The following is a 24,443-nucleotide window of genomic DNA, read 5'->3' on the forward strand; positions in this document are numbered from 1 at the left end:
GCCGAATGCCCATGCTCGCAGAATCGGTCGACGCCGTCATCGGCGTGGACACCCGCACCGACACGCACACCGCATGCCTGATCGACGGCGCCGGCAGGGAGATAGCCACCGCTACCATCGAGGCGAGCCCGGACGGCTACAGCGACCTCATCGCCTGTCGCTCCTGCATGTTCCACCACCTCAGCAGGCATGCCCCCAGACGGCGCACCGTCCCCTCGCCCACCGCGTACCGGGTGCCGCGCAGGGCCGCCGGCACGTCCTCTGTCATGCTGGCTCAACGCCGCCCATCCGGATAAGCCGGTGCCGCAACATTGTCAGACGAACTGCCGGCGTGCCCGACACGTGCCCGATCTAGCGGTCAACACCGGCGAACAGCGGTGCTCCCGCAGGTCTCAGGCCCTACCGCCTCGCAGTGCCCGACCAGTCACACGGCTGCTCATGCGGTAGATCAACCTGTCGAGGTCAAGCTGGGCAAGGCACCTTCCAAACTGACGGTCACGGCTGGTTGGCCCGGTCTTGGCTATGGGAGGGTGCTGTGGCCTACCTGGCGGCCAGCTGCCATGCCGCATAGGCGGTTCCGATGAGCGCCGCGGCCGCCAGCGCGAGCCGGAACATCGAAGGATTTCCCGTCAACTCACTGTCCAGCGACTCCACGGTGCCGGGGAGTTCCGGTAGCGAGGAGGGTCGGAATACCAGTGCACCGACACGCCCCTCGGGCACGGGGATGGAGTTGCGGACTCGTCGCCCCGGACTTCCGTCACGACGCGGCACCCAGGCCACGACGTCGACGGCGCCGGCTGGGACCGCGACATCGTACGGATCCCAGCCGGGCAGCCGATACTCGACGTCCGCGACGGCGACGACCGGCGCGGCGTCGTCGGTAGAGGCGTCTTCGTCGAGCCACCACTCAGGCTTGACCGGAATGACCCGTAGCACGCCCTGCCTTGGCGCTATCGGTACGGTGGCGGGCGCAGCCTCCTTCGCGGTCAGGTCGCGCACCGCTTGCGGGGTGAGCATTTTGTTGGGTACGATGAACAGCTTCGTGGTCAGGTTCGGCCCCAGCACGGCCATTAGTAGTAGCAGCGTGACGATCAGCGCACCGGCGCCCGCGAGATAGAACCCGATCACGGCCAGCAACCGGCCGAAGAGCCCGCTGTCGCGGACGTGCTCGGCAAGCATGAAGAGGCCGACCGTCGCCCCGCCGAACGCGACGGCGGCGGCCAGCATGCCGATGGCGGAGCTGGCGGGAGTTCTCAGAAAGCGCCGGACGGCCTCCATGCCGCCGACCCTAACCGTGGTCAGCAACGCCCCCGCGACCAGCCGGACCGGCCACCCGGACGCCGACGACCACACCGAGCCTGGAGGCAGCGATCAGGCAGCAGAATCTTTGATCCAGGCGGGTACGGGACAGCAGAGGACGCCTAGCGTCAGTTGCTCGACCGCACTGGTCGGCAACAATCGGCACAAGGTGACGAGCGGTGTCCGGCTCCCCCCAGCGGGGGTCGGCCTGGGTCGCCGGCAGGTCGGCTGTCGACAGCAACGCTGACAGCAACGCCGCCGGACGGCGGCACACTGACGAGCGCTGGCACGGACGAATCGCTGAGCGTGCAGCCGTTGCCGGACGTGCGCGGACGCGACGCACAGAGCTTGTAAGCGAGTGGTCCGGCCCAGCGTCGGGCCGGCTCTGGCCCGTATGTGGCCGAAGCCTCAAGCTTCCGCGCCGGTCGGTCGGACTGCGGGCGCCCGGGCCAGTCGCCACCGCGTCGCGCCGTAGCCGAGTAGGAAGACGATCGCGGCCGCGCCCAGGCTCGGAATTAGGGTCGCGGCGAGGGCCGGTCGGTTCGGAGCAGTCAGGGCGCCGAAGAACGGGTCAGCGGTCACGTACAGCGACCCGCAGATTGGGACGACGACGGCCAAGGTAACCGCCCACCAGCGGTTGAGTAGCGCGGCCAGGCCGATCCCAACGATCGCGAACAGCGGGACACCGGCCGCCGCGCGAAGCACCACCGGCCACACCGACTCGTCGGCCAAGAGCTGTACCGGCAAGAAGATGTCCTTCGAGGCCATTTCGCGCCGGACCCAGTGGTCGGCGACCACTCTGGGCGCCAGCGGCAGCACTGCGGCGAGGTCGGCCACGGCGAGGAGCACACCGAACAGTGCGGCCACGCCTGCCTTCGCCATTAGGTACCGGCCGGGCCACGGCGGCGGGGGGAGCCGGGCTGGCGGGGATACCAGGGCCGGCAGGGAGAGCCGGGCCGGGCGGCCGGGCAGTCGTGGATCACGCAGCACCAGGAACGCCCCGGCCGCCAGCGCGGCCAGTTGAGCCCAGCCGAGGCCCGAGGTGTGGATCGCCTTGACGTCGAAGTGGTACGCGTCAAGCTGTTCCGCGAAACTCTGCGGGTCGTAGTAGACGTAGAACATGTAGGCGTCGTCGTTGAACCAAAGACTGGCCAGGCCGGCGAGCGCGACCAGGGGCGGCAGGAACCACAGCGCACGACTGCGGGCCAACCCGCGCAACTCCTGACGCAGCGCACCGCTCATCGGCGTCAATCTACCCGTAGTGGCCGAGCTGGTTCGCGGACGGCGCGGGTGGGGCCAGTTCCTGCTTACGTCTGCCTTTGACGGCCACGTGGCGAACAGATCCGCTGTCTCACCGGTCGCGTTGCCGTCCGGGATGATCGCACATGGGCACCGTCCGATCCGCACCCGCGAGCAGCCGCTCGACCGCCGGTGCAGCCAGCAGGCCGACGGAGGCAGCGAGAAGGCAGCGAAAGCGGCGGCAACGGCTGCAGCCAAGCGTCACCAGACCGCGCATGCAGTGCGTGTATCGACAGCCCCTTTAGTCCCAAACGCAGCCGTTCGTGCGCACTACCCGGCTCCCCCCGACGGGGGTCGGTCCTCCTCGGGCAGGAAGCCGACGGCAGCGACGGCCTGACATCAGTCGTTGACATCAACGGTGGCGGCCGGGGCCGGACCAGCGCGGACGGATGTCGCCCCCGGCCCGAACCCAGTGGACGTCAGCGGACACAACGGCTCTCGCCGAAAGCGCCTTACAAGCGAGGGGTCGCAGGTTCGAAACCTGCCGCGCCCACCACGTACGACCAGCAGAAACCGCCCCGACAAGATCGCTCCTCGGAGCGGTGACAGCAGCGGTGACAGCAACCGGACTCATGAGAGTCGCCCGTCAAGCTTGCCGAGCGCCTGGCGCATGACGTCAAGGTTGGCGTGCGAGTAGATCTCAGGCGCAGTCCGCCTACCTCGAAGAGGGCGCCCTACCCGCCAGCGCATGAGGTGCCGCCTGACCGCGTCGGGGGCGTGTCGAGCGGCCGCAGGCAATCGAACGTGTGCGCTAACCGGCCGGCCGCCGCTGTCTAGTCCCACCACATGCTTTACGAATCCGTCCCACCTGATGCTTTACATCCGGCCTAGATCGGTTGGGCATCCTTCCACGATCGCGCGCTGTCACGGCGTTCGCGTCTCGATAGCGGCGACCGATTCCAGGTCTTCTCTGCCCCGAGAGCTGCGATCTGGCCGTCGGTGAGGTCGGCGCAGCCAGCAAGGTTCGGGTGTCGTTTTACGAGTTCTCCGAGGAAGGCCAGGCAGAGGTCGTCGGCGCGATATCCCCGCTCGTCAAGTACGTCGTAGCTGCCGTCGTCTCGAACCACCTGGGCGATGGAGCGAGTGCCGGTGGTGATCCCGCGAGTGGTCAGCGCCCACGAGTCCGGGCCGACGGGGAACGGGAACTCTGGTTCCAACTCGCCGACCAGCCGCCAACCGCCTGCCGGGTGCTCATGCACCGGTAGCCACGAGAAGGCTTGACGGTTCCGACTACTCGCCGTGGCTCCTTCCTCCCACGGCCAGAGCCCGTTCCGGTCCGGCCACACCAACTGCTGGAACGGCACCGCCAGACCCCGATAGAAGCGGTACGCCGTACCGAAGAGAGCATCGTGCCAGGAGTCGTGCACCGGCCGAAGCTGGGTGGGAAAGTCATCGATCACCCCGTGGAACGGCTCGTCCTCACCGGGCCACTCGTGCTCGCGGGCATGGTCCACGTAAGCGTTGAGCCAGTGCTGCATGCCCTGGCCATCCAGCCCGAACATCACCGCCTCCGGCCGGCGGAACGTGTGCCACAGGCCGACCGTGTACGCGAAGTCGATTCCCCCGGCCACCCACAGCACCGACCAGCCGTGTTCCCGCACCTTGTCGGCGGTGCCGCCATCCCGGCCTGGAGCGCTACCGCTACAGATCAGGCACGAGCAATCGTCAATCATCACCGGCAGACCCTAAACGGACCGTTACGGGCTCCGCTTCCCGCAGCCCGGCAGTCAGGGGACCACCGACCATCGCTGACCTCGTGATCATGTCAAGCATCTGGTTTGCGCCGTGAGGCGCTGTTGGTTCGAGCGGAGGTGAGAGACCGCCGCCTTTCACCTGTCGCAGCAGGTGATCGGAGCTGAGGGCAGCCTGATCCGGGTGGTGCCGGGAAGGGTGGGAGCAGCCCTGACAACGCCGGGACGTGCCAGCACTGCCAGATGGTGCGGGTCCGGCAAGCGTGGCGAAGAGGAGTACGCGAGGAACCGGCGTTGTTACGTCCTTCAATCTTGACACCGGCTCGAACCTGGCGGATGTGGGCCGGACGCGGTGCGTCCCTGCCGCTTGCCGTTGCGGCGGGAACTCCTTGGAGGGTCTACCAAAGCCGTCCGGGAGGCCATGGGGAAGGTCTGCGGCGTACCCATGGCGATGCCGCTGGGACACAGTCGGGCTCCTCCTTCGCTGAGCGAACCACAGTGAACACGGGAACCACCCAGTCGTGGCTCCCAGACGGCGGGCAACCAGCGCGCCGGCTGGGATAGGTGCACCGACAACCGAACCGGCGGGGTGGGGCGGAGCCGTCGTAGTACTCCGAGCCGGGGAAAGCCCGTGCACATGGGGAAGGACGGCAGCGGTTTCAAGGAGGGACGGATGCTGCAATGCCGGAAGACGCATCGTTGAACAGCGGTGCTCGGGACTTCACCCCTGATCTTGGACACCTGAGACCCGATCTTGGAAGGTTCGGGTGGATGGGAGTCCTGGAACACTATGGCTATGAAGCATTACCCGCCCGAGTTCAAGGCCGACGCGGTGGCGTTGTACCGGTCCCGGCCTGGGGTGACGATCGCGCAGGTCGCTGCGGACCTCGGGATCAACGCTGAGACGCTGCGGAATTGGATCCGCATCGACGATGGGCGGCGGGGCGCGGCAACCACGCCGCGGCCGGCCAGCACCCCGGCGGCGGGTGACTCGGTTGAGGCGGAGAACGCCGCGCTGCGCCGGCGGGTGCGGGAGCTGGAGGAGGAGCGCGACATCCTGCGCAAGGCGGCTCGGTATTTCGCCGGGGAGACGCGCTGGTGAGACACCCTCTGTCAACCTTCGGCTTGTGTGGTGGGTGCGAGGGCGCGGTTGCGGTTAGCGGTGTGAACGTCTTCGTTGTAGGTGCGGCCGAGGCGTAGGCAGTGCCAGAGGAGTTCGAGCCAGCGGTTTCCGAGTTTGCGTAGGGCGCTGGAGTGGCGGTCGCCGGCGGCGATTTTGGCGTTGTAGAAGGGTCGGGCCCAGGCGGAGCGGGTGATGCTGCAGAACGCCCATTGCAGGACGGCTTCGCCGAGGTAGCGGTTGAATGCCAGGCGTCGAGCGACGGTGTGTTCGCTGCGGCCGGAGCGTCTGGTGACGGGTGCCTGGCCCGCATAGCACTGCAGCGCGTTCGGTGTCGCGAACTGGTGCCAGTGTTCGCCGATCTCCCCGGCGACCCGCGCAGCGAGCCTGTCGCCCAGGCCGGGCATGCTCAGGTAGATCTCCCCGGCGGGGAATGTCTTGGCCGGGTCGGGGTCCTTCACCGTCTTGGCCCGTGCCGGGCGGTGGCCGCCGAGGAGAAGTTCACCCATTCGTCGTTCCCACAGGCGTCGCTGGGTGCGCAGGAGTAGCAGTTGGGCGGCAGCCAGCCGGATGCTGCCGGTCTTGGCCTGGACGAGGCCAGGTTGAGCGTTCAGCTGCGGCTGAGAGAGCGTCTGGATGACGCGGTCGGCGAACCGGCCTGGCCAGCCGTGCCGGCAGGAACGGGCGAACGCCCCGAGTTCCTCGCGGCTGACTGCGGCTAACGCGTCCGCGGAAGGCCAGCGTTCCATGAGTTTGAGGAACACGGCGGAGCTCAGGTCACCGTCAGCGATCTCGATGGCGGCCGGGAAGACGGCCAGCAGGTCGGCGCGCAGCCGGTTGCCCACGCGCCGTTCGTCCCGGGCAGCGCGCACGTCGTCGCGGGAGATCGCCCGCAGCTCGGCGCCGATCTGTCCGTGCGGGATCAACGCCCGCAACTCGGTATAGGTGTCCAGTGCGAGTAGGCAGCAGATCCGGGCGTCTTCGGCGTCGTCCTTCTTCCTGGCCGGGCCACGGCGGCGGGCCACCAGGTCCGGGTTGACCGGAACAACGGTGAAACCAGCTTCCACCAGCGTCTCGACCAGCAGGCCGTGCCGGGTTTCCAGCACTACGCGGATTTCGGCCGGGTCCGGCTCCAGCTCCAGGCACCGCTCGATCAGCCGATTGATCCCCTCCGGGCCGTGCGGAATCCGGAACTGCTTGATCACCCCCTCCAGGCATCCCAAGTGCAACATCGTGGAACGACTCCGCCCAGTCCACACCAACACCCAGCACGCGCACCTCACTTGACGCTTGCCCGAACGGTCAGGTCAGTGGAGGCGCAGCGCCGTGCTGATGGACCAGTCCTCCCGGGACAACACCCTCGTGGGCGTCGGGCCTCCACCGGTCACTCCCGGGGACGCCGTCTCACCAAAGTCCTCAAGGGACAAACCGCTAGAGCGTTCCCCGAAAGTGCCAGGTGAGGAAGGTAGTCCCATCAACCGCTTCCAGTTCGTCGCCGACCACCGGACACGCTACGGCGTGAAGCGGTTGTGTCAGATCCTGGGCCTTGCCCGGTCCAGCTTCTACCACTGGCAGGCGTCCGCGGCGGACCGGGCGGCACGCGCCGCCGCAGACACGCAGCTGGCCGAGCGGATCCGGGCGGTGCACCACGCGTCGGACGGCACCTATGGCGTCCCGCGGGTCACCGCGGAGCTGCGCGAGCAAGGTGAGCGAGTCAACCACAAACGCGTCGCCCGGGTGATGCGCGGCATCGGCCTGCAAGGACTACGGCTGCGCCGCCGGTGCCGCACCACCGTGCCCGACCCGGCTGCGGCGAAGGCCCCGGACCTGATCAGCCGGGACTTCACCGCGGAGGAACCCAACCGCCGCTACGTCGGTGACATCACCTACCTACCCGTCGGCGAACGCGGGTTCCTCTACCTGGCCACGGTGATCGACCTGCACTCCCGCCGCCTGGCCGGCTGGGCGATCGCCGATCACATGCGCACCGAACTCGTCCTCGACGCCCTCACCGCCGCCCAGCGGACCAGAGGCAGCCTGGACGGGGCGATTCTGCACACCGATCACGGCGCCCAGTACACCTCCAAGGCCTTCGCCGACGCCTGCCGCACCGCCGGGGTCCGCCAGTCCATGAGCGCGATCGGCAGCTCGGCCGACAACGCCGCCGCCGAGTCGTTCAACGCCACACTCAAACGGGAAACCCTGCAAGGCCGACGCGCATTCACCGACGAACGCGACGCCCGGCTGAGCACGTTCCGCTGGCTGCATCGCTACAACACCGTCCGCCGCCACTCCCGGCTCGGACACCAATCCCCGATCGCTTTCGAAGCCGCCCGAACAACATCAACTACGCTGCCTTCAGCGGCATGAACCCGTGTCCAAGATCAGGGGTCAATCCCCCTCCGTTGGAGGAAGGCCCGCTGGGGCCGTTTCGGCGGGTATCGGAGATGCAGGCCAAACTTCACCGTTGGGCGGTGGCCGATCCCGGCCGCCGGTTCGATGACCTGATGAACTTCGTGTATGACCCGGCGACGCTGTTGGTGGCGTTCGATCGGGTTGCCGGTAACCGGGGTGCCCGCACTGCTGGCGTGGACGGCCTGACGGTCGCCGATGTCGAGGAGCAGATCGGCGTCCCTGGTTTCTTGGACGACCTGCGCGCCCAGTTGAAGACGGGCGCGTTTCGACCGTTGCCGGTGCGGGAACGCAAGATCCCCAAGCCGGGCGGGTCAGGCAAGTCCGTACGAGCCGTCAAGGTCCGCTTGACGTGGCGGGCCGGGCGGCGGCCCGCTCCCCAGCAGGGCGGGTCGATGGCAGACGGGAAGGCAAGTTGGTCGCTCCAGGGTGGACAAGCGTGAGGTGCTGCTCTGAGCCAACGGTTCATCGCCGTGTCGAAGACCGCTGCCTGCGCCCCCTCTTGATCAGGGCACCGAACAGGCCGGCGCACACGACCGAGCAGACGCCCATGACTACCGCCGCGAACGGATCACTTTTCGGGCCTGACAAAAGGCTCACCGATGTAATTCCGAACCCGATGGCAAAAATGGGAAATATCATGCGTGCCGCACGGCGGTGATGACGCCGATTGTGCGCGGCGTTAATCCGACGTTGCTCGGGGCTGAGCTCGTTCACCCACGGGGTGTTGAAGGGCCAGTTGGCAATCCAGATTATTGCGGCCAACCCCGCAATAGCCACCAGCACCACAATGATGGCTTTGAAGAGCATGTTCTACCTCCAGAAGCCGTCAGTCCATGACCGAACCGAAGGCGTTGGTAAGGGTCATGGTCGGCGGAGCCTTGGGTCAGAAGGTGCGGGGTGATAGTGGCTGGTCAGCCGACGGTCTGTAAAGCAAGGCCGTCGGCTGATGCGGTCAGGGCTGGTCCGAGGGGCTACCCCTCGGGCGGAGTGACCAACTGGGTGACGACCGGGACGATCGACGCTGGACGCCCACGGACGATGGTGGACTGTTCTGGCAGCTCACCCCGGCTGCTGGCCCAGCTCATCGACGGTTGATCATTCTTTCACACCGAACGAGTCGCGAGCCCTAACAGCGGCATCTTGGCGAGTTCCGCTCTTGAGTCGTCAAGGCGGCCCACAACCCGGCCGCGCCGGCCCGGCCTGCTGGCGACCTCCGGCCGGCATCGGCCGGGCCGGCCGCGTTGGTGTCCCGTCCGGACGAACCTGGCACCGTCCGGCTGTAGTTGGCACCACCGTGGCACCTGTCCGGATTGACTTGGCATCTACGCAGGGCCGTGCTGTTGCTCATGACCCCGTGGCTTCCGCTCGCTGTCCACCCCCGGGGCACTCCTCGGGCGGGGCGTAGGCACGAATGGTGCCGTTGTGCCGCGCAACTCTTCCGTCAGGGGTGAGGGCTACGAGGCGTTTACAGACGGGGCACCGGCCCCGCTGGTGCTGCGAGCGCTGAGTCACCTTGCCTCCTCGGGTAGGTCGTTGCACGTCTTCGGTTCCACCCGCCGAATCGCATGGCCGGACCGCAGCAACACGCAAGGAGTTGCCCGCCGTGCCCGCTACGTGCCCGCAAGGCCGGTCAACAAGGGTCATCAACAGGGCCAACCAGCCCGGCTCGTCTCCGCGTGGCAGGGAGAGCCAACCTGATCACCAGCGCCGCTGCAACGGCGTATCCGCGAGTCAAGGCACCTTCCAAGCTGACAATGCGCTCAGGCGGGTCCGCGGCTGTCGGCCCCTGCGGGCTCCCAGAGCTGGACGACGTTGCCCTCTGGATCTCGTAGGCTGGCGAACCTGCCGTTCGGGTATTCCTCGGGGTCCACCTCGACGTCGATACCCGCCCTGCGCAGCTGGGTGACCATTGCGTCCAGGTCGACGACGCGGAAGTTGAGCGACCAGGAGTGTTCAGGACCGCCAAAGTGCTCGGAGTCCGCCGGCATGGCCGCCAGGACGGTTGGGCCGGGCTTCTGCCACCAGGAGGACACGTCGTAGGACTCTGGTGCCAGATCAACCCCAAGGTGGGTGGCGTACCAGTTGTTGATTCGGTCAGGGTCGTGGGCGCGGAAGAAGACCCCGCCGATGCCCGTCACGCGTTCCACGGTCTCTCCTCGGCTCTAGGCACCGTCCATTTCCTCTCTGATCATGCCGTGGAACGTCGCAACCAGCGAACAACCTCGCTGGTGGTGGGGTGGCGTCTCTTGGTCGCGCTTCAATGTCGACAGCCGGGCTGGGTGACCAACTGGGTGACGACCGAGGTGACCGAAGCCGGACGCCCACGGACGATGGTGGACCGTTCGCGCAGGTAAGCCCAGCTGCTCGCCCAGCTCATCGACGGCTGACCATTCTTTCGGGACGAACGAGTCAAGTACCGGCCGGCCGTTCCAGTTGCCGACGAGCATCCCGCCACAGACGCTCGAACTCTCCGGAGGACAGGCTCTCCAAGGCAGGTTCCAACACGGAGCCGGGTGGAGGAAACGGGGCCTCCGGCACAACCCCGTACCGCCGTTCGTACTCGGCTACCGCGCTCACGGTCCCTGAGTCACGAGCGATGAGCACCTCTGCAAGCGACGCCGCCGCCAAGAAGATCCCGTCCGATCCGCGTAGCTCAACGTGGCGCAGCGCCCACCGGTCAGCATCCAGCTCGTCGTAGTTCCAAAGGTCGTCATCGGGCCAGTACCAACGGACGTAGGTGAGCACGCGGCCATTGTCGCGAAGCCGGTGGTAGGTGCGCGGCCGACGGGGCTGGGGCACACAGGGGGCACAAGACAGCGTGAAATGACGACAAGGAGCGACCAACGATGTGAAGCCCCGGACGGTCCGGGCCAGCGCGGCAGGCACGTCCTCGCAGGTCATGGGAAGATTCCTCTTAGTTCCGCTTCAACTCCCCGACTTGCTGCCCAGGGGCGCCCGTGGCGTCGAGGGGCTGTTCAGAGGGACAAGCACGTGCCATCGGGCAGCGTCCCAGCTACACCGGCCGCCTCGTCCGAGGGAAGCACGTAGCCGAGCACGCAGGCACCTTCTACCCGCGCGGCAAATACGAGCCCCTTGCCCTCAGTGATGTCGTCGGACCGCGCGGGCCGTACGACATGGTCGACCAGACCCACCCGGTTCAGTGCGTTCCGCAACTCGCCAGCGTCGATGTTGTCGCGACGACATGGCCCAGGAGCGCCGGCCACCGTCGTCACGCAGACCGGCGGCTGTCGATCCACCACGGCCGACAACTCCGTTCGGAGTTCAACGGCGGCAAGTCGGGCGGCCTCCCTCGCCGCTTGGCTCGGCGTGCTCCGGCCAGCCGCGACGGCGAAGTCCCAGCATGGATCGGGCACCGCTCCGGTCGGTTGCGGGGGTCGGAAACAGGTGATGGCTCGGGGGGCGGCCGGTTCTGTCGTGGTGCTGCCACCATGACTGCTCTGGACCAAGATTGGCGCGGTGAGCGATGCGGCGGCAGAGAGGATGAAGGCAGCACGGAGCGCTGCCGCTATGACGGCCGGTCTCGGTGAGCGCCAGTTCACCTGGCAGACAGTACGCGGAACGGCTTGGCTCCGTGGTCCGACGTTGTCCAGATGGCCGCCCGTTGGCTCGCCTTTGCCTCTAAACGCCGTACAAGCGAGAGGTCGGTCGGCTGGGCCGTCTGCGGGCCGTCCGGGCCGTTGCTGGGCCGTCAAGCGCCGACCAGAGATGACCATCGACGACCAGCAGCACCCGGAGAAACACCAGTTCAGCCGCACTATGCGGGCAGCTGACCTGGTGGGCGACGGACGAGTCGACGTGTACGCCGGATTCTGATCTACAGTCCCGTGGGTCAGGGGGTAGCCATGTGGATGTTGCACACGGGGTACAGGACGCTGAGCGAGCCGACGAGGGAGCAGGTGTTGCTTGTCGTCCAGGAGGCGATTGCAGCGGGCTGCGGCGCGTTGTCCGTGGAACATGAACAAGGCCCGATACTTGTCGTGGTGGTCGGCGGTGCCCGCGCGATGGTCATGCGTCTAGCTGCGGCCGGCGATGCCGGTCATCACGCCATCGAGCTGGCGGCGTCTCTGGAGCCGTCGGAGAGATACACGCTGACCAACGGCCAGGTCGACCATTACGCCGACCGTGACACCGTGGACACCCGGCACCTCGTGCCCATCGTGACCCACTTCCTCGCCACGCTCGATCGCTGGCCCGGCGTGCCATGGCAAAACGATGAGTCGGGCGACGAGGTCCCAGCTGGGTGACCAACTGGGTGACGACCGTGGCGGCCGAAGCCGGACGCCCACGGACGACGGTGGACCGTTCCGGCAGCTCACTCCGGCTACTCGCTCAGCTCATCGACGAGTGATCATTCGTTCGGGACGAAGAGGTCCCTTGGAGCTATTCGGTAGCTGCGCAAGGCGGCCACATACCGCGACGCACCAGCCGATCAAGGTGGTCCAGTAGCCGCGTTTCGCTACGGAGCACCGGGCTTCGTTCCAGTTCCTCCAAGCCAACGAGCGCGTCTGGAAGCTCTTGATCGGATGGCACGTAGACCATCGATCCCGAAGAGGTCCGACACTGCGAACACCAAGCTAAGTGCTGATCGGCGTTAATTCGTCGGGGGTCGAGTCCAGGCGGTGGGGTCGTTGAGGTAGAGGCCGCAGGCGCCGTCGAGGGCTTCCTCGGCGGTGCCGGCGGTGTGGCCGCTGGGCAGGTACGAGTCTTCGTAGCCGTTCTTGCTGGCGAGGTAGATCGCGAAGCCCCACAGGTTGGCGTAGCCGCCGTAGCGCAGTCTGAACAGCGGCAGGGTGTGCCGTCGGGCAGGCGCCCGTCGACGTAGGCGAACACGCCGCGATAGCGCACCGATACCGCGGCCAGGGCCGGCCAGCGGTTGCGGGCGTGTTCGCCCAGGCGCTGGCGTAGTGACGTCTTGGTCGACTCGGGTGGGGGCTTGGCCACGACTGTCATACTGCCGCAGCCGGGACGGCGTGTCGGTGCGGGTTCACCGACGCCTTCGACGCCATGTTCGCCGCGGCAGGCGTCACCGTGCTGAAGATCCCACCGCGAAGTCCGCGAGCCAACGCCTACGCGGAGAGGTTCGTCCTCACCGCCCGCAGCGAGGTCACCGACCGCATGCTGATCTTCGGCGAACGACATCTACGCCGAACACTGGACGAGTACGCCCGTCACTACAAGGGCGGCGCCCACATCGAGCCCTGCAGCTGCAGCCCCCACGCTCTGACCGACCCGTCGTTGACCTAACCCACGCGCGGATCAAGCGCCGACCCATTCTGGGCGGGCTAATCACCGAGTACGAACGAGCCGCATAAAGGCCGAGATCAGGCTCCATACGGCCGATTTTGGAACCCGACAGGCTCCTTGCCGCGGCCTAGCCGGAACGTTGATCAGCTCCGTCAGCGAACCGGACGAGCTTGGCGCGTACCTGCTCGGCATCGGGGTGGCCAAGTTCGTCGAAAATGTTTAAAGCCTGCTGCCAGGCGTCACGGGCCGCGACGCCGTCACCGGATGCGACAAGCACGTCGCCGAGACGAGTCAGAGCCGAGCTCTGGTCGTACTGGTCGCCAAGTTCCCGGTACAGGTCAATGGCCCGCTGGTAGCAGGTCGCAGCCTGCGTGTGCTCGCCCAGGTGGTAATGGGCGTAGCCGAGACTGTCCCACGTGTTGGCTTGACCGATCCGATCGCCGACCTCTTCTTGCAGAGTAAGCGCCTTCCGGCAGTGGGCAAGGGCCGCCTGGTGGTGCCCGAGCTGGATGCTGTACCACCCCATGTTGTTGAGAGTCCTGGCCCGCCCCGTCTGGTTGCCGGTCGCCACGTACAGGTCGTGTGCCTCCCGAGTTTGGTCGAACGCCTCCTGAAGGCGTTCCTGTCTCGCGTACAGCGCGGCACGGAGGAGCTGTGTGCGAGCCTGCGCGTTGTAGTTCCCGACCTCGTCGTAGAGCTCGATGGCGTGTCGCAAATGGGGTTGCGCCTCGTCGTAACGCCCCAACCACATCTGTGCCGCGCCGAGCCCACGGTGGGCGTACGCCCGACCTACCGGGTCGGCCAGTCGTCGCGCCGCGTCCAGGGCGGTCTGCTGTACGGTGGCCCAGTCACGCCAGTGCCCGCGCCGTTGAAAGTACGGCGAGAGGGACCAGGCGAGTTGCCATGCGTGGGTGTCACAGCCGGTCCGGGCAGCCTGCTCGACAGCCGCCGTCAGTTGCGAGTGCTCTGCGGCAAACCAGGCCAGGGCATCCTCGTGTTCCGCCAGATCCTCACGTATCACGCCAGCGATCGGCGGGGCGAGGGTTATCGGCTCCTGGTACGGCTCCAGGAGCATGCCGGCGCCGTGGGCGGTGTGCAGGTAGTGGTCGAGCAGTCGGTGCAACGCCGCGCGCCGGACGTCGTCGGCGTCGTGCTGGTGGGCAAGCTCGGTGGCGTAGGCGCGCAGCAGGTCGTGAAACCCGTACCGGCCGGGAGTGTGCTCTCTGACGAGCTGACCCCGGGTGAGTTCGGCCAGCAGGGGGCGCAGGTACCGGACTGGCACGCCAGCCAGACTGGCCGCCGCCGGGGCGGCGAAATCCGGACCCGGATGCAACCCCAGCAGCCGGAAGAGCCGGCCGGCCCCGGGGCCGAGCGTCTGGTACGACCAGGAGAAGACCGCACGTACGTCGGTCGTCGCGTCGTCGCCGGTCAGCACGTCCAGGCGTTGGCGGCTGTCGCGGAGTTCGTCGGCCAGGGTGCCAAGGGGAAAGTCAGGGTGCGTGGCGGCCCGTGCCGCCACGATGGCCAGTGCGAGAGGGAGCCGCGCGCAGCGCTCGATGATCTCGTCCACGGCGATCGGTTCGGCGGCAACGCGGGCCGCGCCGACGCGCCGAGCCAGCATTTGCCGCGCCTCGGTGGCGGTGAGCAGGTCCAGGACCAGCGGGCGGGCGCCTTCCGCGGCGACCAGCCCGGAGAGTTGGTTGCGGCTGGTCACCACGGCGACGCAACCGGGCGAGCCGGGCAGCAGCGGTCGGACCTGGTCGGCGTCGCGGGCATTGTCGAGTACGACCAGCATCCGCCGGCCGGCGAGCAGGCTGCGGTAGAGGGCGGCCCGCGCGGTAAGGTCCTCCGGAACTCGCTGTGGTGGCACCTCGAACGCGTCGACGAAGCCCCGTAACGCCTCGGCGGGGTTCATTGCCGAACCGTCCGGATCGAAGCCACGCAGGTTGACGTACAACTGCCCGTCGGGAAACCGGTCGGCCACCCGGTGCGCCCAGTGCACGGCCAGGGCGGTCTTACCCACCCCGGCGGCTCCGCCAATCGCCGATATCACCACCGTGGGCGTGCCATCGTCCCCGTCTGGCAGGAGCGCGTCCAGCCGGCGAAGGTGCTCGGCACGGCCGGCGAAGGCCGCCACGTCGGCCGGTAGCTGGGCGGGCGTGACCGACTCGACCGGCCGCCTCGGTGGCGGCGCAGCGGGCGCGTGCGCGGACCCGGCCGCTTCGGTGTCGGCGGCGCTCGCCGGGGTGAGGGCAGGGTCCTGACGGAGAATCTGCTGATGGAGAAGCTGCAGCGTCCGTGCCGGATCGTTGCCGAGCGCTTCGGCGAGGTGCCGCCGGGTGCGCTCGTAGACCATCAACGCCTCGGTGGCACGTCCGCTGCGGTACAGCGCCAGCATCAGGTGTGCGACGAGCGGCTCGGACAGCGGATGCTCGGCAACCCAACCGGCAAGGTCGTCGACGATGTCGGCGTGGCGGCCACAGTCCAGCTGGACCGCACCAAGCTGGGTCATGGCGGCCACCCGCTGCTGGCTCAGGCCGTCGCGGAGCCGTACCGCCCAGTCACCGGGCAGGCCGGCCACTGGCTTACCCCGCCACATGGCCAACGCCTCACGAAGCCGGCGTACGGCACGGCCGTCCTCGCCCACCGTCCGCGCGGTGCGAGCCTCCTCGACCAATCGGCGGAAACGGTGCAGGTCGACGCCGTCTGGCTCGACGTCGATCAGGTACCCGCCAGCGCCGCGTAGTAGCCGTACCGGCTCGTCACCGTCCGCAGCTTGCCGCAGGCTGCGTCGCAGCCGAGCTATGTACGCGTACAGGGACTCCCGCGCCGCGAGGGGAGGCTCCTCCCCCCACAGCCGGCCGGCCAGCACGTCGGCCGGTACGGCCTGCCTCGGGGTGAGCAGCAGCGAAGCCAGCACGATCCGCTGCTTGGGTGGGCCCACCTCCAGCGCACCGCAGGCGCTCACGATCTCGACCGGCCCGAGCAGCCGAAACTCCACCCCCACACACCCCCTGGTGGCGAACGGACTGTTTGGGCCGTTCACCTGTGGCGGCATCAGTGTCGTCGAATGTGACGGGCGAGAGCAAACCAGCCGGCGGAAGGGCGTGCAAGGATTAGCGCGTGGGCCCGCCGATCCGGCAGGCCCACGCGTCAGCGGCTTGGGAAGGTCACTTCAGGTTGCCGTGGATGTTGGCGTTGTCCCAGCCGGTGGTGTACGGCGTGTACCACCAATGCCACAACTCGCCCGTACTGGCACGGGCGTACACGTGATGCTCGGTCAGGCTGGGCGCATACGCGGTCGGGCTGCCCGTGATCAACGCCCCGTCCACCCCGACGTCGCGCCACCCATTGGTGTTCGGCGTGTACCACCAGTGCCACAACCGGCCGGAAACAGCCCGCGCATACACGTGATGCTCACCGTCACGCCCATACGCGACAGGACTGTCCGTGATCGCACCACCCATGGTGTCGTCAACCCAGCCCGTCCTCGGCGTGTACCACCAATGCCACAGCTCACCGCTGCTGGCGCGGGCGTAGACGTGATGCTCGTCCGGATTAGGGCTATAAGCGGTAGGGCTACCGGCGATCAACGCCCCTTCCACCCCGACGCTCTGCCAGCCCCCACTGGACGGTGTGTGCCACCAGTGCCACAACCGGCCCGACGAAGCCCGCGCGTACACGTGATGCTCATCCCCGCGACCGTAGGCGACCGGGTTGTCGCTGATCGCCCCACCAATATCCACAGGAACCCAGCCCGGCGTGCCGGTGTAGAACCACTGCTTCAGCCGGTTATCCGTCCCCCGCGCATACACATGATGCTCACCCGGCTTAGGGCTGTACGCCGTCGGATCACCCGCAATCGGACCACCGACCTTCCCCACCTGCCAGCCGGTGGTCGGAGTAAACCACCAGTGATACAGATAGCCGTCACTACCGCGGGCATAGACGTGATGCTCCGAACCCACCTGATACGACGCCGGCTGACCCGCCACCGTCACACCAGGAACCGCCGCCCGCTGCCACACCCCGTTCTGGAACCACCAGTGCTGCAGACGATCATCGGCGCCCCACCCATACACATGATGCTCAGACACCGACCCATACGACCGACCACCAGGCAACGCAAGATCCTGCTCGACGATCTTCTTGTACCGGCCGGCCGTGTAGTAGCTTTCCCAGGTCCTGGTGAACTGCGCTGCAACGTAGCCGCGGCCCCGTTCCTCCCAGACGGTCAGGCGGGTCTTCGCGGCATCCTCCCAGCCGATGAAGAGCACTACATGGTCCGGTGGGTCGCTGGGGTCGTAGTCGATGAAAACGGCGTCGCCCGGGCGCAGGTCCTCCTTTGGAATCCGGACAGTGTCGTCGTCCCACAGCGATGGGTTGCTCGAGTACACAGTCCGGTTCGTACCAAGGTGCCAAGCCATCGACACGAAGCCTGAGCAATCCGTTCGATACAGGCGTCCCTGGGGGTCTGGGTATTGGGCCTCCTGGCTGTAGGGGACCCGCTCATCGATCCACTTGCGAGCCCGGTCCAACACCTCGGAACGGGTGATGGGACCGTCGACCACCGACGTCGCCTGCGTCGTCATGGTTGTGGTGACCTGCGCGGCGGCAGGCGGGGCGGCGGTCACCACACCGGCCCCGGCGACTGCGAGCGTGGCGGCTGTCGCCGCGACGGTGCGCACCCACCATCGTCTCTTGCTTCCCATAGCTGATCTCCTTCGCCGTTGAGGTCCCGCGTGTGACCTGCCCGCGGCCGCCGGCGGCGCTGCGGGTTTTCCGCGCCCGTTACGGCCATAGAGCGACGATGGCAGTGCGCTCTTGCCCAAGATCTTGCGCGCAACCGGTACGAAACCTTGCACGACGCCTGGTACGGCGAAATGGACGGCTTCGTGACCGCCTCAACGGTCAACCGCCCGGCCCCTCTTTGTCAGGCTGACGTGAGACACCTGATCTACTCCGTGATCTGAGTAGGGCGAGATGCAGGACGATCTCCGTTGACGATGACGGTTGCTGACCTTGGGGTTGGCGTGACCGATGATGGGTTGATGGGTCCGAGGTCGAACCAGCCGAAGCGCCGCACGTTCACCGCTGAGTACAAGTTGGCGATGGTCGCCGAGTACGACGCGGCGAGCGAGCCGGGTGCCAAGGGTGCGTTGCTGCGCCGGGAGGGGCTGTATTCCTCGCACATCATTGACCGGCCACTGCGAAGGCGACCTGATCATGGGGGCGGGCAATCAATCCGCGATCGTGACGCTGGTCGAGCGCGCCACCCTGTACGTGATGCTCGGACACCTGCCCGGCGGGCACACCGCCAGGAGGTCCGCGACGTCCTCGTCGACCTCATCGCCACGCTGCCAGCCCACCTGGACGCCGGTGTACGCCCACGTCAGCGACTCCGCCGAGCGGGACGACTACGAATGGTCGTGGACCGGCTCGCTCACCGAGTGGGCGCTGGACAACCCCGGCCATCCGGATGCTGCCGAGGCACTCACCGCCGCCCGGGAGCACCGCGATCAGTGGTTGCGCGGGTACCGCAATGTTCTGGGCTTCGTGACGCTGGTGCTACGCCATATCTGATCGTGGTGCGGTTCACTCTCATGGCGCCCCGAGCGGGCGCGCCGGAGGCATGAACTCCCGCCACTCTCCGTAAATGTCCGGCGCAGGCATCGGCTGGATCCCCGTGCACGGACGTGCCGATGAGCGGATGGGGCTGTCATGCCGCGAGCGCGTCGACCGTGGAGGGCGGATCACGCTCTAGCCCGGTTGAATCGGGCGCCCCAGTTGTGGATCTGCTCGAGCAGTTCGGGCGGGTCGAGGACGCGGAAGTCGGCGCCGAGCGCGCCCAGTGCCATGGTCGGCCAGTCCAGGGAGTCGGCGGTCATCCGCACTCGGCAGTGCTCGGCGTCGAGCTCCTCGACGGTGCCCCACCGGCCGATCCGCTCGCGCACGGCTGCGGCCGGGGCGTCGACCAAGGCCTCTACCCGGTACGGGCGGGGCAGGTTGCCGAGGCTGGTGCGGACGAACTCGGCGGCGTCGGCGGCGGGCAGGTCGCGGGGCCGGAACCGGGAGCCGGTGCCGTATGGCGCGGTGAGGCGGTCGATTCGGAAGCTGCGCCAGTGGTGCCGGGTGAGGTCGTAGGCGACCAGGTACCAGCGGCGGCCGAGGGAGACCAGCCGATGCGGTTCGACGTGCCGCTCGGTGTGCTGGCCGTCGGCGGCGGTGTAGGAGAAGCGGAGGTGTTCGCTGTCCCGGCATGCCAGCGCGACCGTGGTGAGCACGCCCGGGTCGACGCCTGGCCGGGTCGGGCTGTCCCAGCCGGCGGGCAGGGTCATCGCGCGCAGCGCCTCGACCTGGCGCCGTAGCCGGGCCGGCATCACCTGCACCACCTTGGCCAGCATCCGCACGGAGGACTCGGCGAGGCCCTCCACCGCGCTGTGCGCGGCGGCCTGCAGCCCCACGGCTAGGGCGACCGCCTCCTCGTCGTCAACCACTAGCGGCGGCAGTGCCGCGCCCGCGGTGAGCTGGTAGCCGCCGTCCATGCCGCGCTGCGCCTCGACCGGATAGCCAAGCTCGCGCAGCCGGTCGATGTCTCGGCGCAGGGTGCGGACCGAGACCCCCAGTCGCTCAGCCAGTTGGGTGCCGGGCCAGTGCCGGTGGGTTTGCAGCAGGGACAGCAGCCGCAGGGTCCGGGTGCTGGTGTTCGCCATGTCGTTGATTCTTGCGCTATTGAGGTCAGGAAGTGGCCGCAGGGGGGCCTAGCGTGGGTCCTGACCGACGGGAACGGGACAAGGAACTGGAGACCATGAGCGAGACCACAACCGCCGATGGACGGACCACACACGACCTGGCCGACGTGCCGGCCGCCACGGGCGAGCGCGCCGACCTACTGGCGACGCTGGCCAAACAGCGGCACTTCCTGCGCTTCACCACCCGCGACCTCACCGACGAGCAGGCCGGGCGGCGCAGTACCGTCAGCGAGCTGTGCCTGGGCGGCTTGATCAAGCACGTCACCGCGGTCGAGCAGAGCTGGGTGGACTTCATTTTGGATGGCCCGTCGGCGATGGGCGATTTCACCACCATGACGGAGGCCGACTTGGCTCGGTGGGCCGACGGGTTCCGGCTGCTACCCGGCGAGACACTGGCCGGTGTGCTGGCTGACTACGCCGAGGTGGCCCGCCGGACCGATGAGCTGGTCGCCACCCTGCCTGACCTGGACGCCACCCAGCCGCTACCGAAGGCCCCGTGGTTCGAGTCCGGCGGGCGGTGGTCGGCCCGCCGTGTGCTGATGACCATCATCGCCGAGACCGCGCAGCATGCCGGCCACGCCGACATCATCCGCGAATCCCTGGACGGTGCCAAGAGCATGGGCTAAGCAGTGGCATGGTGAGGGCGCGTTACGCCGCGCCCCCACACCATCAGTACGAGGACGCGGGGCGCCTCCAGAAACAGCGCCCCTCGAAAGGGCGCATCCATCCCGCGCCCCGAGCCGCAGAAGGAAGTCAACGCCGTCGCCGGCCGGGTCAACGTGCTGCATCAACGTCCGCAATTGCCGGCCTACGCCGCGATACCACCAACATTGTCATGTACTCCAGGCCTCCGCGAGACCTCGGCGGCGATGCAAGCATCATGCCGATGAGTGCACATCGCAGTCCTCACACCTGTCTTCGGGTCGCTTTCAGCGGTTCTGGCGTTCGATGCCGCGCCGGACGAGGCCGCGGATGCCGGGGAGGTTGATCGCTCGGATTGTGACGTCGTTCATCCCGACGTGGAACCGGCTCGGTGGCGCGTACTGGTACATGCCGCGATGGGCGAGCGCCTGCCGCTTGACGATCTCGGGGCGTAGGCCGGTCTCCCATTCCCCATCCGCATCTGCCGCTGATCGCGGGCCCGGTCAGCGTCCGCTCGTGCCGATGTGCGGATGCCTCGGTGCCCGCGCAGGGTGCGATGATCAACGCGGCGATAACCGGATCAGCGGAGACAGCACGCAGGGGTATGCGCATGAACCGGCCGTGGCCATTTCAAGGGATCGTGATGCAGGACGCCTACGAGGCGGCCCAGGATCTGCTGGATCAGGTGGTGCGTCCGCAATGCGATATCGACGTTGTCATCTGCTCTTGTCAGGAATTCCCGACCGCTTGGGTTTTCGGCCACAACACACGACGGTTCTTGCAGGACATGGAGCTTCTGGCGTCTCTCGTCGGTAACGGCCCGGTCGTCGTGCCCAAGTCGGGCGAGCCGCCATATCTCGGCGCCTCTGGCAGCCCCATCGAGGACCAGATCCAGGCCTGACACGGCGGGGAGACTGCCGATGTGGGCTGACCGCGCCGGTACGACGCCTCGCCGTTCCCGAGCGGGCGTATGGATGTGCCGCAGACCGATCGGCGCGTAGCGTCACCGCCGGCCGATCAAGACGACGTGCGGTCGTGCCGAAGGTAGTGCATTCGATCGCGACAGCTCGAGGTGCTCGCGGAGTTCAAGATGGTTCTGGTGCGACCGTGGTGATCGTTAGTTGTTGATGTCGAGCAGGAACGTGGTCAGTGCCGCGGCGACCTCGGTCTCGCCGCGGTGGTGCGGTCCGAAGTGGTTCAGTTTCGGGAAGGTGAGTACCCGCGACGAGGGGAGCACCTCGGCGAGCCGGGCCGTGGAGGGGCCGACGTGCGCCAGGTTGCTCCGGCCGCCGGTCATCAGCAGCACGTTGGCGGAGATCTCGCGGTAGTGGGGGTAGCGGTTGTCGAGCCGGCCGACCTCCGCATGCTCGTGCAGGGCCGGCTCGAGCAGCTCGACGACCTTCGCCCGCTTTTCACCGCGGAAGGCCAGCCGCCGGATGGCGGCCATCAGCCAGCGGGGGTTGCGGCGCGCCGCGCTCGGGCCGGTGGCGATGGAGAACGTGGCGAACGCGTCGATCGGGCGGCCTCGGGCCAGAAGCCGGCGGGCCGGCGGGATCCAGTCGGTGGGAATCAGGCCGTCGACGCTGACTCCGGGCTCGTAGACGGCCAGCTTGTCGAAGCCCGGGTCCCGACGGGCTGCTTCGAGCGCCACCAGCCCACCGAAGCTGTGGCCGAAGACGTACCGGGCGCCGGTGGCCGCCCGGACCGCGGCGAGGTCGGCGCACTCGGCCTCGATGCCGTATCCGGGTCCGAGCGGGCCGCTGCCCCGGCGGCCGCGCCGCTGCACCGTGTGCACGGTGAAGGTGCCGGCGAGCACCCCGGCCAGCCCGGCGAAGTCGGCGGCGTCGCTGAGCGCGCCGGGCACGATCATCAGATCCGGGCCGGTGCCGGTGGTGTGGTAGGCGATGGTGGTGCCGTCGGCGGAACGGACGGTCCGCGCGGTGGAGGTGGTCGGCATGGCGAAACTCCTCACGGTGATCCGAGTGGGTGTTGTGGCGCGTCCGCCGGTGTCTCAGCCGCCGCCCAGGGCGGCGTTCAGCCGTCGGGTGTACGCGAGGTAGGTGTCGAACGGCACGCCGCTGGACTCGACCAGCTCGGTGAGCCGTCCGATCAGCTCGGTGCCCGCCCGCTCGACCAGCTCCCGGCCGGCGTCGGTGAGGGCGATCCGGCGCCGGTTGCCGCCGGCCGGGTCCGGTGCCACGGTGAGCAGCCCGGTGCCGGCGAGGGCGGCGATCATCCGGCTGATCGAGGGCTCGGTCACCGCCAGGCTGTCGGCCAACGCCCGCTGGGTGCATGCCTCCAGCTCGCCGACCGTGACCAGGACCATGAACCGCCGGTATGACATGCCGTGGTCGGCTCGCAGGATGCGGTCACCGGCACGCTCTAGGCGGGACACCAGCGTGTGTAGCTCCAGCCCGAGGTTGTTCGGATGGTTCATGGGCGATATCTTAGAGCTATAAGTTAGGAATGCAAGTCTCTATCGACGGGAGGGCCACGGGATGGCACATGCCGCTGGTCTCGTACTGCGCCCCGCACAACCCGACGACGTCGAGGCGATTACCGTGCTGTGGCACGCGGGCTGGTGGGACGGGCACGTCGGGCACGTCCCTGCCGAGCTGCACCGGCACCGGCGGCTCGCCGACTTCCGCGATCGGGTGCCGCCCCGCCTGCCCGCCACCACGGTCGGCGCGCAGGGCGCGCGGCTCGTCGGGTTCGTCACCGTCCGCGAGGACGAGGTGGAGCAGGTGTACGTCGCCGGGCCAGCCCGCGGGACCGGGGTGGCCGATGCGCTGCTCGCCGCCGCCGAACGGGCCGTCGCCGAACGATTCGACACCGCCTGGCTCGCGGTCGCGGTCGGCAACACCCGGGCCCGCCGGTTCTACGCCCGCAGCGGCTGGCACGACGTGGCGGCCCTGCACTACCCCGCCGAAGCCGGCGCCACCCCCGTCATCGTCGCCTGCCGGCGTTACGAGAAACGCGTCCGGTAAACGCGGGCTCTTTCGATCTGCCCGGTATGGGTTACGCGCTCGGTCATGAATCCATGCTGCCCTGGGTCTTCAACATCGTCGCCGAGTACCCGGATCTGCCGCCGTCCGTGCGCGTCAGCCGCGCGTCGCCCCTCACTGCGGGTGGTCGGCGCTTCGCGACGGTCAAGCATCCTGAACTGCAGATGTGAGTGCGCCCTTGGACGTGAGTGTTAGCCACAGCGCTCGTTGACGAACGAGTCGCGTGACACCACTCTGGAACGCTTACGGTCGATCGGGGCTAGCACCTGGCCTGCTCCGATCTTCGGCAGGTCATCTGTGGTGAAGGTGACTGCCGGTGCCCTCGTACCTTCAGCCGTATGTAAGGCGGGAACCCCGGCCGTTCACGGCCGGGAGGAACGCTGTCACGGGCCGGGACGTTTCTGGTTTTCGATGTACTCCTTGACCACCGCCAGCGGTGCACCGCCGCACGACCCGGCGAAGTACGACGGCGACCACAGATGCTCGCCCCACAGGTACCTGCGCAGGTGTCCGGCGAACTCGCGGCGCAGGTGTCGAGACGAGACACCCTTGAGACTGTTGACCAACCGCGACAGGGCGACGCTCGGCGGGTAGTGGACGAGTAGATGCACGTGGTCGTCCTCGCCGTTGAACTCCCGCAGCTCGGCACCGAAGTCGCGGCACACCTCGGCCATGACCTGCCCGCAGCGGGTGAGGATCGGATCGGTGAGCGCCCCGCGCCGGTACTTGGTGGTGAAGACCAAGTGCGCGTGCAGGTTGTAGACAACGCTGCGTCCCCGGCGTACATCCGGGTGTGGAGTCCATCGTGGTGACATAGACCAAATGATATGATGGTGGCGTGAAGTTGGTCGTGCAGGTGAAGCTCCTGCCGACGTCGCAACAGGCGTCGGCCCTGGAGGCAACCTTGCGCGCCTGCAACGCTGCGGCGTCCGACGTCGCGGCGATGGCACGAGAC

General features: G+C 67.9%; 23 protein-coding genes and 2 pseudogenes. 11 read left to right on the plus strand and 14 right to left on the minus strand.

Features of this window, described 5'->3' with window-relative positions; all coding sequences use genetic code 11:
* Positions 1-136 precede the first annotated feature (136 nt).
* The 4 genes from ABZ783_RS30390 to ABZ783_RS30405 form a co-directional block, all read right to left on the minus strand.
* On the minus strand, positions 137-268 hold the full coding sequence (locus tag ABZ783_RS30390; RefSeq protein ID WP_357444125.1) for a hypothetical protein: 132 nt from the start codon (positions 266-268) through the stop codon (positions 137-139).
* Positions 269-540: 272 nt separating this feature from the next.
* Positions 541-1,278, minus strand: a complete 738-nt coding sequence (locus ABZ783_RS30395; protein WP_357444127.1) for a hypothetical protein — start codon at positions 1,276-1,278, stop codon at positions 541-543.
* A gap of 429 nt (positions 1,279-1,707) precedes the next feature.
* Positions 1,708-2,541 (minus strand): hypothetical protein, encoded by an 834-nt coding sequence (locus ABZ783_RS30400; RefSeq protein ID WP_357444129.1) that lies wholly within the window; start codon positions 2,539-2,541, stop codon positions 1,708-1,710.
* A gap of 884 nt (positions 2,542-3,425) precedes the next feature.
* Complete coding sequence (locus ABZ783_RS30405; RefSeq protein ID WP_357444131.1) at positions 3,426-4,199, minus strand: DUF4262 domain-containing protein; 774 nt, start codon at positions 4,197-4,199, stop codon at positions 3,426-3,428.
* A gap of 880 nt (positions 4,200-5,079) precedes the next feature.
* On the opposite strand from ABZ783_RS30405, the gene ABZ783_RS30410 reads away from it, so the two are divergent.
* On the plus strand, positions 5,080-5,391 hold the full coding sequence (locus ABZ783_RS30410; protein ID WP_357444133.1) for a transposase: 312 nt from the start codon (positions 5,080-5,082) through the stop codon (positions 5,389-5,391).
* An 11-nt stretch (positions 5,392-5,402) separates the two neighbouring features.
* Here the strand turns inward: ABZ783_RS30410 and ABZ783_RS30415 are convergent, their stop codons facing one another.
* Positions 5,403-6,614: a transposase gene (locus ABZ783_RS30415; protein ID WP_357444135.1), complete on the minus strand. Its 1,212-nt coding sequence runs from the start codon at positions 6,612-6,614 to the stop codon at positions 5,403-5,405.
* 268 nt (positions 6,615-6,882) lie between these two features.
* Here ABZ783_RS30415 and ABZ783_RS30420 point away from each other — a divergent pair.
* Positions 6,883-7,779, plus strand: a pseudogene (locus ABZ783_RS30420) (IS3 family transposase); the annotation flags it as partial.
* A gap of 104 nt (positions 7,780-7,883) precedes the next feature.
* Positions 7,884-8,264: a hypothetical protein gene (locus ABZ783_RS30425; protein ID WP_357444137.1), complete on the plus strand. Its 381-nt coding sequence runs from the start codon at positions 7,884-7,886 to the stop codon at positions 8,262-8,264.
* 22 nt (positions 8,265-8,286) lie between these two features.
* On the opposite strand, the gene ABZ783_RS30430 is transcribed toward ABZ783_RS30425, so the two are convergent.
* The 3 genes from ABZ783_RS30430 to ABZ783_RS30440 all read right to left on the minus strand — a co-directional run bounded on the left by ABZ783_RS30430 (position 8,287) and on the right by ABZ783_RS30440 (position 10,569).
* Positions 8,287-8,631, minus strand: a complete 345-nt coding sequence (locus ABZ783_RS30430) for a hypothetical protein (protein ID WP_357444139.1) — start codon at positions 8,629-8,631, stop codon at positions 8,287-8,289.
* Between the two features lie 953 nt (positions 8,632-9,584).
* The gene (locus ABZ783_RS30435; protein WP_357444141.1) at positions 9,585-9,971 is read right to left on the minus strand and encodes a VOC family protein; all 387 of its coding nucleotides are present in this window, start codon (positions 9,969-9,971) and stop codon (positions 9,585-9,587) included.
* A gap of 262 nt (positions 9,972-10,233) precedes the next feature.
* Positions 10,234-10,569: a hypothetical protein gene (locus ABZ783_RS30440; protein WP_357444143.1), complete on the minus strand. Its 336-nt coding sequence runs from the start codon at positions 10,567-10,569 to the stop codon at positions 10,234-10,236.
* Positions 10,570-11,741: 1,172 nt separating this feature from the next.
* Here ABZ783_RS30440 and ABZ783_RS30445 point away from each other — a divergent pair.
* The gene (locus ABZ783_RS30445; protein ID WP_357444145.1) at positions 11,742-12,089 is read left to right on the plus strand and encodes a hypothetical protein; all 348 of its coding nucleotides are present in this window, start codon (positions 11,742-11,744) and stop codon (positions 12,087-12,089) included.
* Positions 12,090-12,849: 760 nt separating this feature from the next.
* Positions 12,850-13,089, plus strand: coding sequence for an integrase core domain-containing protein (locus ABZ783_RS30450; RefSeq protein WP_357444147.1), 240 nt, complete (start codon positions 12,850-12,852; stop codon positions 13,087-13,089).
* A 127-nt stretch (positions 13,090-13,216) separates the two neighbouring features.
* On the opposite strand, the gene ABZ783_RS30455 is transcribed toward ABZ783_RS30450, so the two are convergent.
* Positions 13,217-16,090: a BTAD domain-containing putative transcriptional regulator gene (locus ABZ783_RS30455; RefSeq protein WP_357444149.1), complete on the minus strand. Its 2,874-nt coding sequence runs from the start codon at positions 16,088-16,090 to the stop codon at positions 13,217-13,219.
* A 169-nt stretch (positions 16,091-16,259) separates the two neighbouring features.
* Positions 16,260-17,777 carry an NlpC/P60 family protein gene (locus tag ABZ783_RS30460; protein ID WP_357444151.1) on the minus strand — a complete coding sequence of 506 codons (1,518 nt, stop codon included), beginning with the start codon at positions 17,775-17,777 and terminating at the stop codon, positions 16,260-16,262.
* Positions 17,778-18,282: 505 nt separating this feature from the next.
* Here ABZ783_RS30460 and ABZ783_RS30465 point away from each other — a divergent pair.
* Positions 18,283-18,461 (plus strand): annotated as a pseudogene (locus tag ABZ783_RS30465) (IS30 family transposase); the annotation flags it as partial.
* A gap of 381 nt (positions 18,462-18,842) precedes the next feature.
* On the opposite strand, the gene ABZ783_RS30470 reads toward ABZ783_RS30465, so the two are convergent.
* On the minus strand, positions 18,843-19,802 hold the full coding sequence (locus tag ABZ783_RS30470) for a YafY family protein (protein WP_357444153.1): 960 nt from the start codon (positions 19,800-19,802) through the stop codon (positions 18,843-18,845).
* A gap of 95 nt (positions 19,803-19,897) precedes the next feature.
* On the opposite strand from ABZ783_RS30470, the gene ABZ783_RS30475 reads away from it, so the two are divergent.
* The 3 genes from ABZ783_RS30475 to ABZ783_RS30485 all read left to right on the plus strand — a co-directional run bounded on the left by ABZ783_RS30475 (position 19,898) and on the right by ABZ783_RS30485 (position 21,384).
* Positions 19,898-20,467 carry a DinB family protein gene (locus ABZ783_RS30475; protein ID WP_357444155.1) on the plus strand — a complete coding sequence of 190 codons (570 nt, stop codon included), beginning with the start codon at positions 19,898-19,900 and terminating at the stop codon, positions 20,465-20,467.
* A gap of 264 nt (positions 20,468-20,731) precedes the next feature.
* Positions 20,732-20,938 carry a hypothetical protein gene (locus ABZ783_RS30480; protein ID WP_357444157.1) on the plus strand — a complete coding sequence of 69 codons (207 nt, stop codon included), beginning with the start codon at positions 20,732-20,734 and terminating at the stop codon, positions 20,936-20,938.
* Between the two features lie 83 nt (positions 20,939-21,021).
* A complete protein-coding gene (locus ABZ783_RS30485) occupies positions 21,022-21,384 on the plus strand; it encodes a YrhB domain-containing protein (RefSeq protein WP_357444159.1) in 363 nt (120 codons plus the stop codon).
* A gap of 216 nt (positions 21,385-21,600) precedes the next feature.
* Here the strand turns inward: ABZ783_RS30485 and ABZ783_RS30490 are convergent, their stop codons facing one another.
* Entirely contained in the window at positions 21,601-22,440 is an 840-nt protein-coding gene (locus ABZ783_RS30490) for an alpha/beta hydrolase (RefSeq protein ID WP_357444161.1), read from the minus strand.
* 54 nt (positions 22,441-22,494) lie between these two features.
* A complete protein-coding gene (locus ABZ783_RS30495) occupies positions 22,495-22,920 on the minus strand; it encodes a MarR family transcriptional regulator (protein WP_357444163.1) in 426 nt (141 codons plus the stop codon).
* Positions 22,921-22,981: 61 nt separating this feature from the next.
* On the opposite strand from ABZ783_RS30495, the gene ABZ783_RS30500 reads away from it, so the two are divergent.
* Together ABZ783_RS30500 and ABZ783_RS30505 are read left to right on the plus strand one after the other, a co-directional pair.
* Complete coding sequence (locus ABZ783_RS30500) at positions 22,982-23,470, plus strand: GNAT family N-acetyltransferase (protein ID WP_357444165.1); 489 nt, start codon at positions 22,982-22,984, stop codon at positions 23,468-23,470.
* Between the two features lie 26 nt (positions 23,471-23,496).
* Complete coding sequence (locus tag ABZ783_RS30505) at positions 23,497-23,658, plus strand: hypothetical protein (protein WP_357444167.1); 162 nt, start codon at positions 23,497-23,499, stop codon at positions 23,656-23,658.
* A gap of 213 nt (positions 23,659-23,871) precedes the next feature.
* Here ABZ783_RS30505 and tnpA read toward each other — a convergent pair whose 3' ends face one another.
* Positions 23,872-24,303: an IS200/IS605 family transposase gene (tnpA, locus tag ABZ783_RS30510; protein WP_357444169.1), complete on the minus strand. Its 432-nt coding sequence runs from the start codon at positions 24,301-24,303 to the stop codon at positions 23,872-23,874.
* Positions 24,304-24,443 lie beyond the last annotated feature (140 nt).

This window comes from Micromonospora sp. NPDC047738 (assembly GCF_040642675.1).
Taxonomy (GTDB): Bacteria; Actinomycetota; Actinomycetes; order Mycobacteriales; family Micromonosporaceae; genus Micromonospora.

Bases quoted from the DNA above. Each gene is read 5' to 3' on its own strand.
- ABZ783_RS30490 (WP_357444161.1), bottom strand. From the start codon at position 22,440: ATGCCGACCACCTCCACCGCGCGGACCGTCCGTTCCGCCGACGGCACC.
- ABZ783_RS30505 (WP_357444167.1), top strand. From the start codon at position 23,497: ATGGGTTACGCGCTCGGTCATGAATCCATGCTGCCCTGGGTCTTCAAC.
- ABZ783_RS30390 (WP_357444125.1), bottom strand. From the start codon at position 268: ATGACAGAGGACGTGCCGGCGGCCCTGCGCGGCACCCGGTACGCGGTG.
- ABZ783_RS30475 (WP_357444155.1), top strand. From the start codon at position 19,898: ATGAGCGAGACCACAACCGCCGATGGACGGACCACACACGACCTGGCC.
- ABZ783_RS30410 (WP_357444133.1), top strand. From the start codon at position 5,080: ATGGCTATGAAGCATTACCCGCCCGAGTTCAAGGCCGACGCGGTGGCG.
- ABZ783_RS30400 (WP_357444129.1), bottom strand. From the start codon at position 2,541: ATGAGCGGTGCGCTGCGTCAGGAGTTGCGCGGGTTGGCCCGCAGTCGT.
- ABZ783_RS30430 (WP_357444139.1), bottom strand. From the start codon at position 8,631: ATGCTCTTCAAAGCCATCATTGTGGTGCTGGTGGCTATTGCGGGGTTG.
- ABZ783_RS30395 (WP_357444127.1), bottom strand. From the start codon at position 1,278: ATGGAGGCCGTCCGGCGCTTTCTGAGAACTCCCGCCAGCTCCGCCATC.
- ABZ783_RS30495 (WP_357444163.1), bottom strand. From the start codon at position 22,920: ATGAACCATCCGAACAACCTCGGGCTGGAGCTACACACGCTGGTGTCC.
- ABZ783_RS30470 (WP_357444153.1), bottom strand. From the start codon at position 19,802: ATGGCGAACACCAGCACCCGGACCCTGCGGCTGCTGTCCCTGCTGCAA.
- tnpA (WP_357444169.1), bottom strand. From the start codon at position 24,303: ATGTCACCACGATGGACTCCACACCCGGATGTACGCCGGGGACGCAGC.
- ABZ783_RS30500 (WP_357444165.1), top strand. From the start codon at position 22,982: ATGGCACATGCCGCTGGTCTCGTACTGCGCCCCGCACAACCCGACGAC.
- ABZ783_RS30450 (WP_357444147.1), top strand. From the start codon at position 12,850: ATGTTCGCCGCGGCAGGCGTCACCGTGCTGAAGATCCCACCGCGAAGT.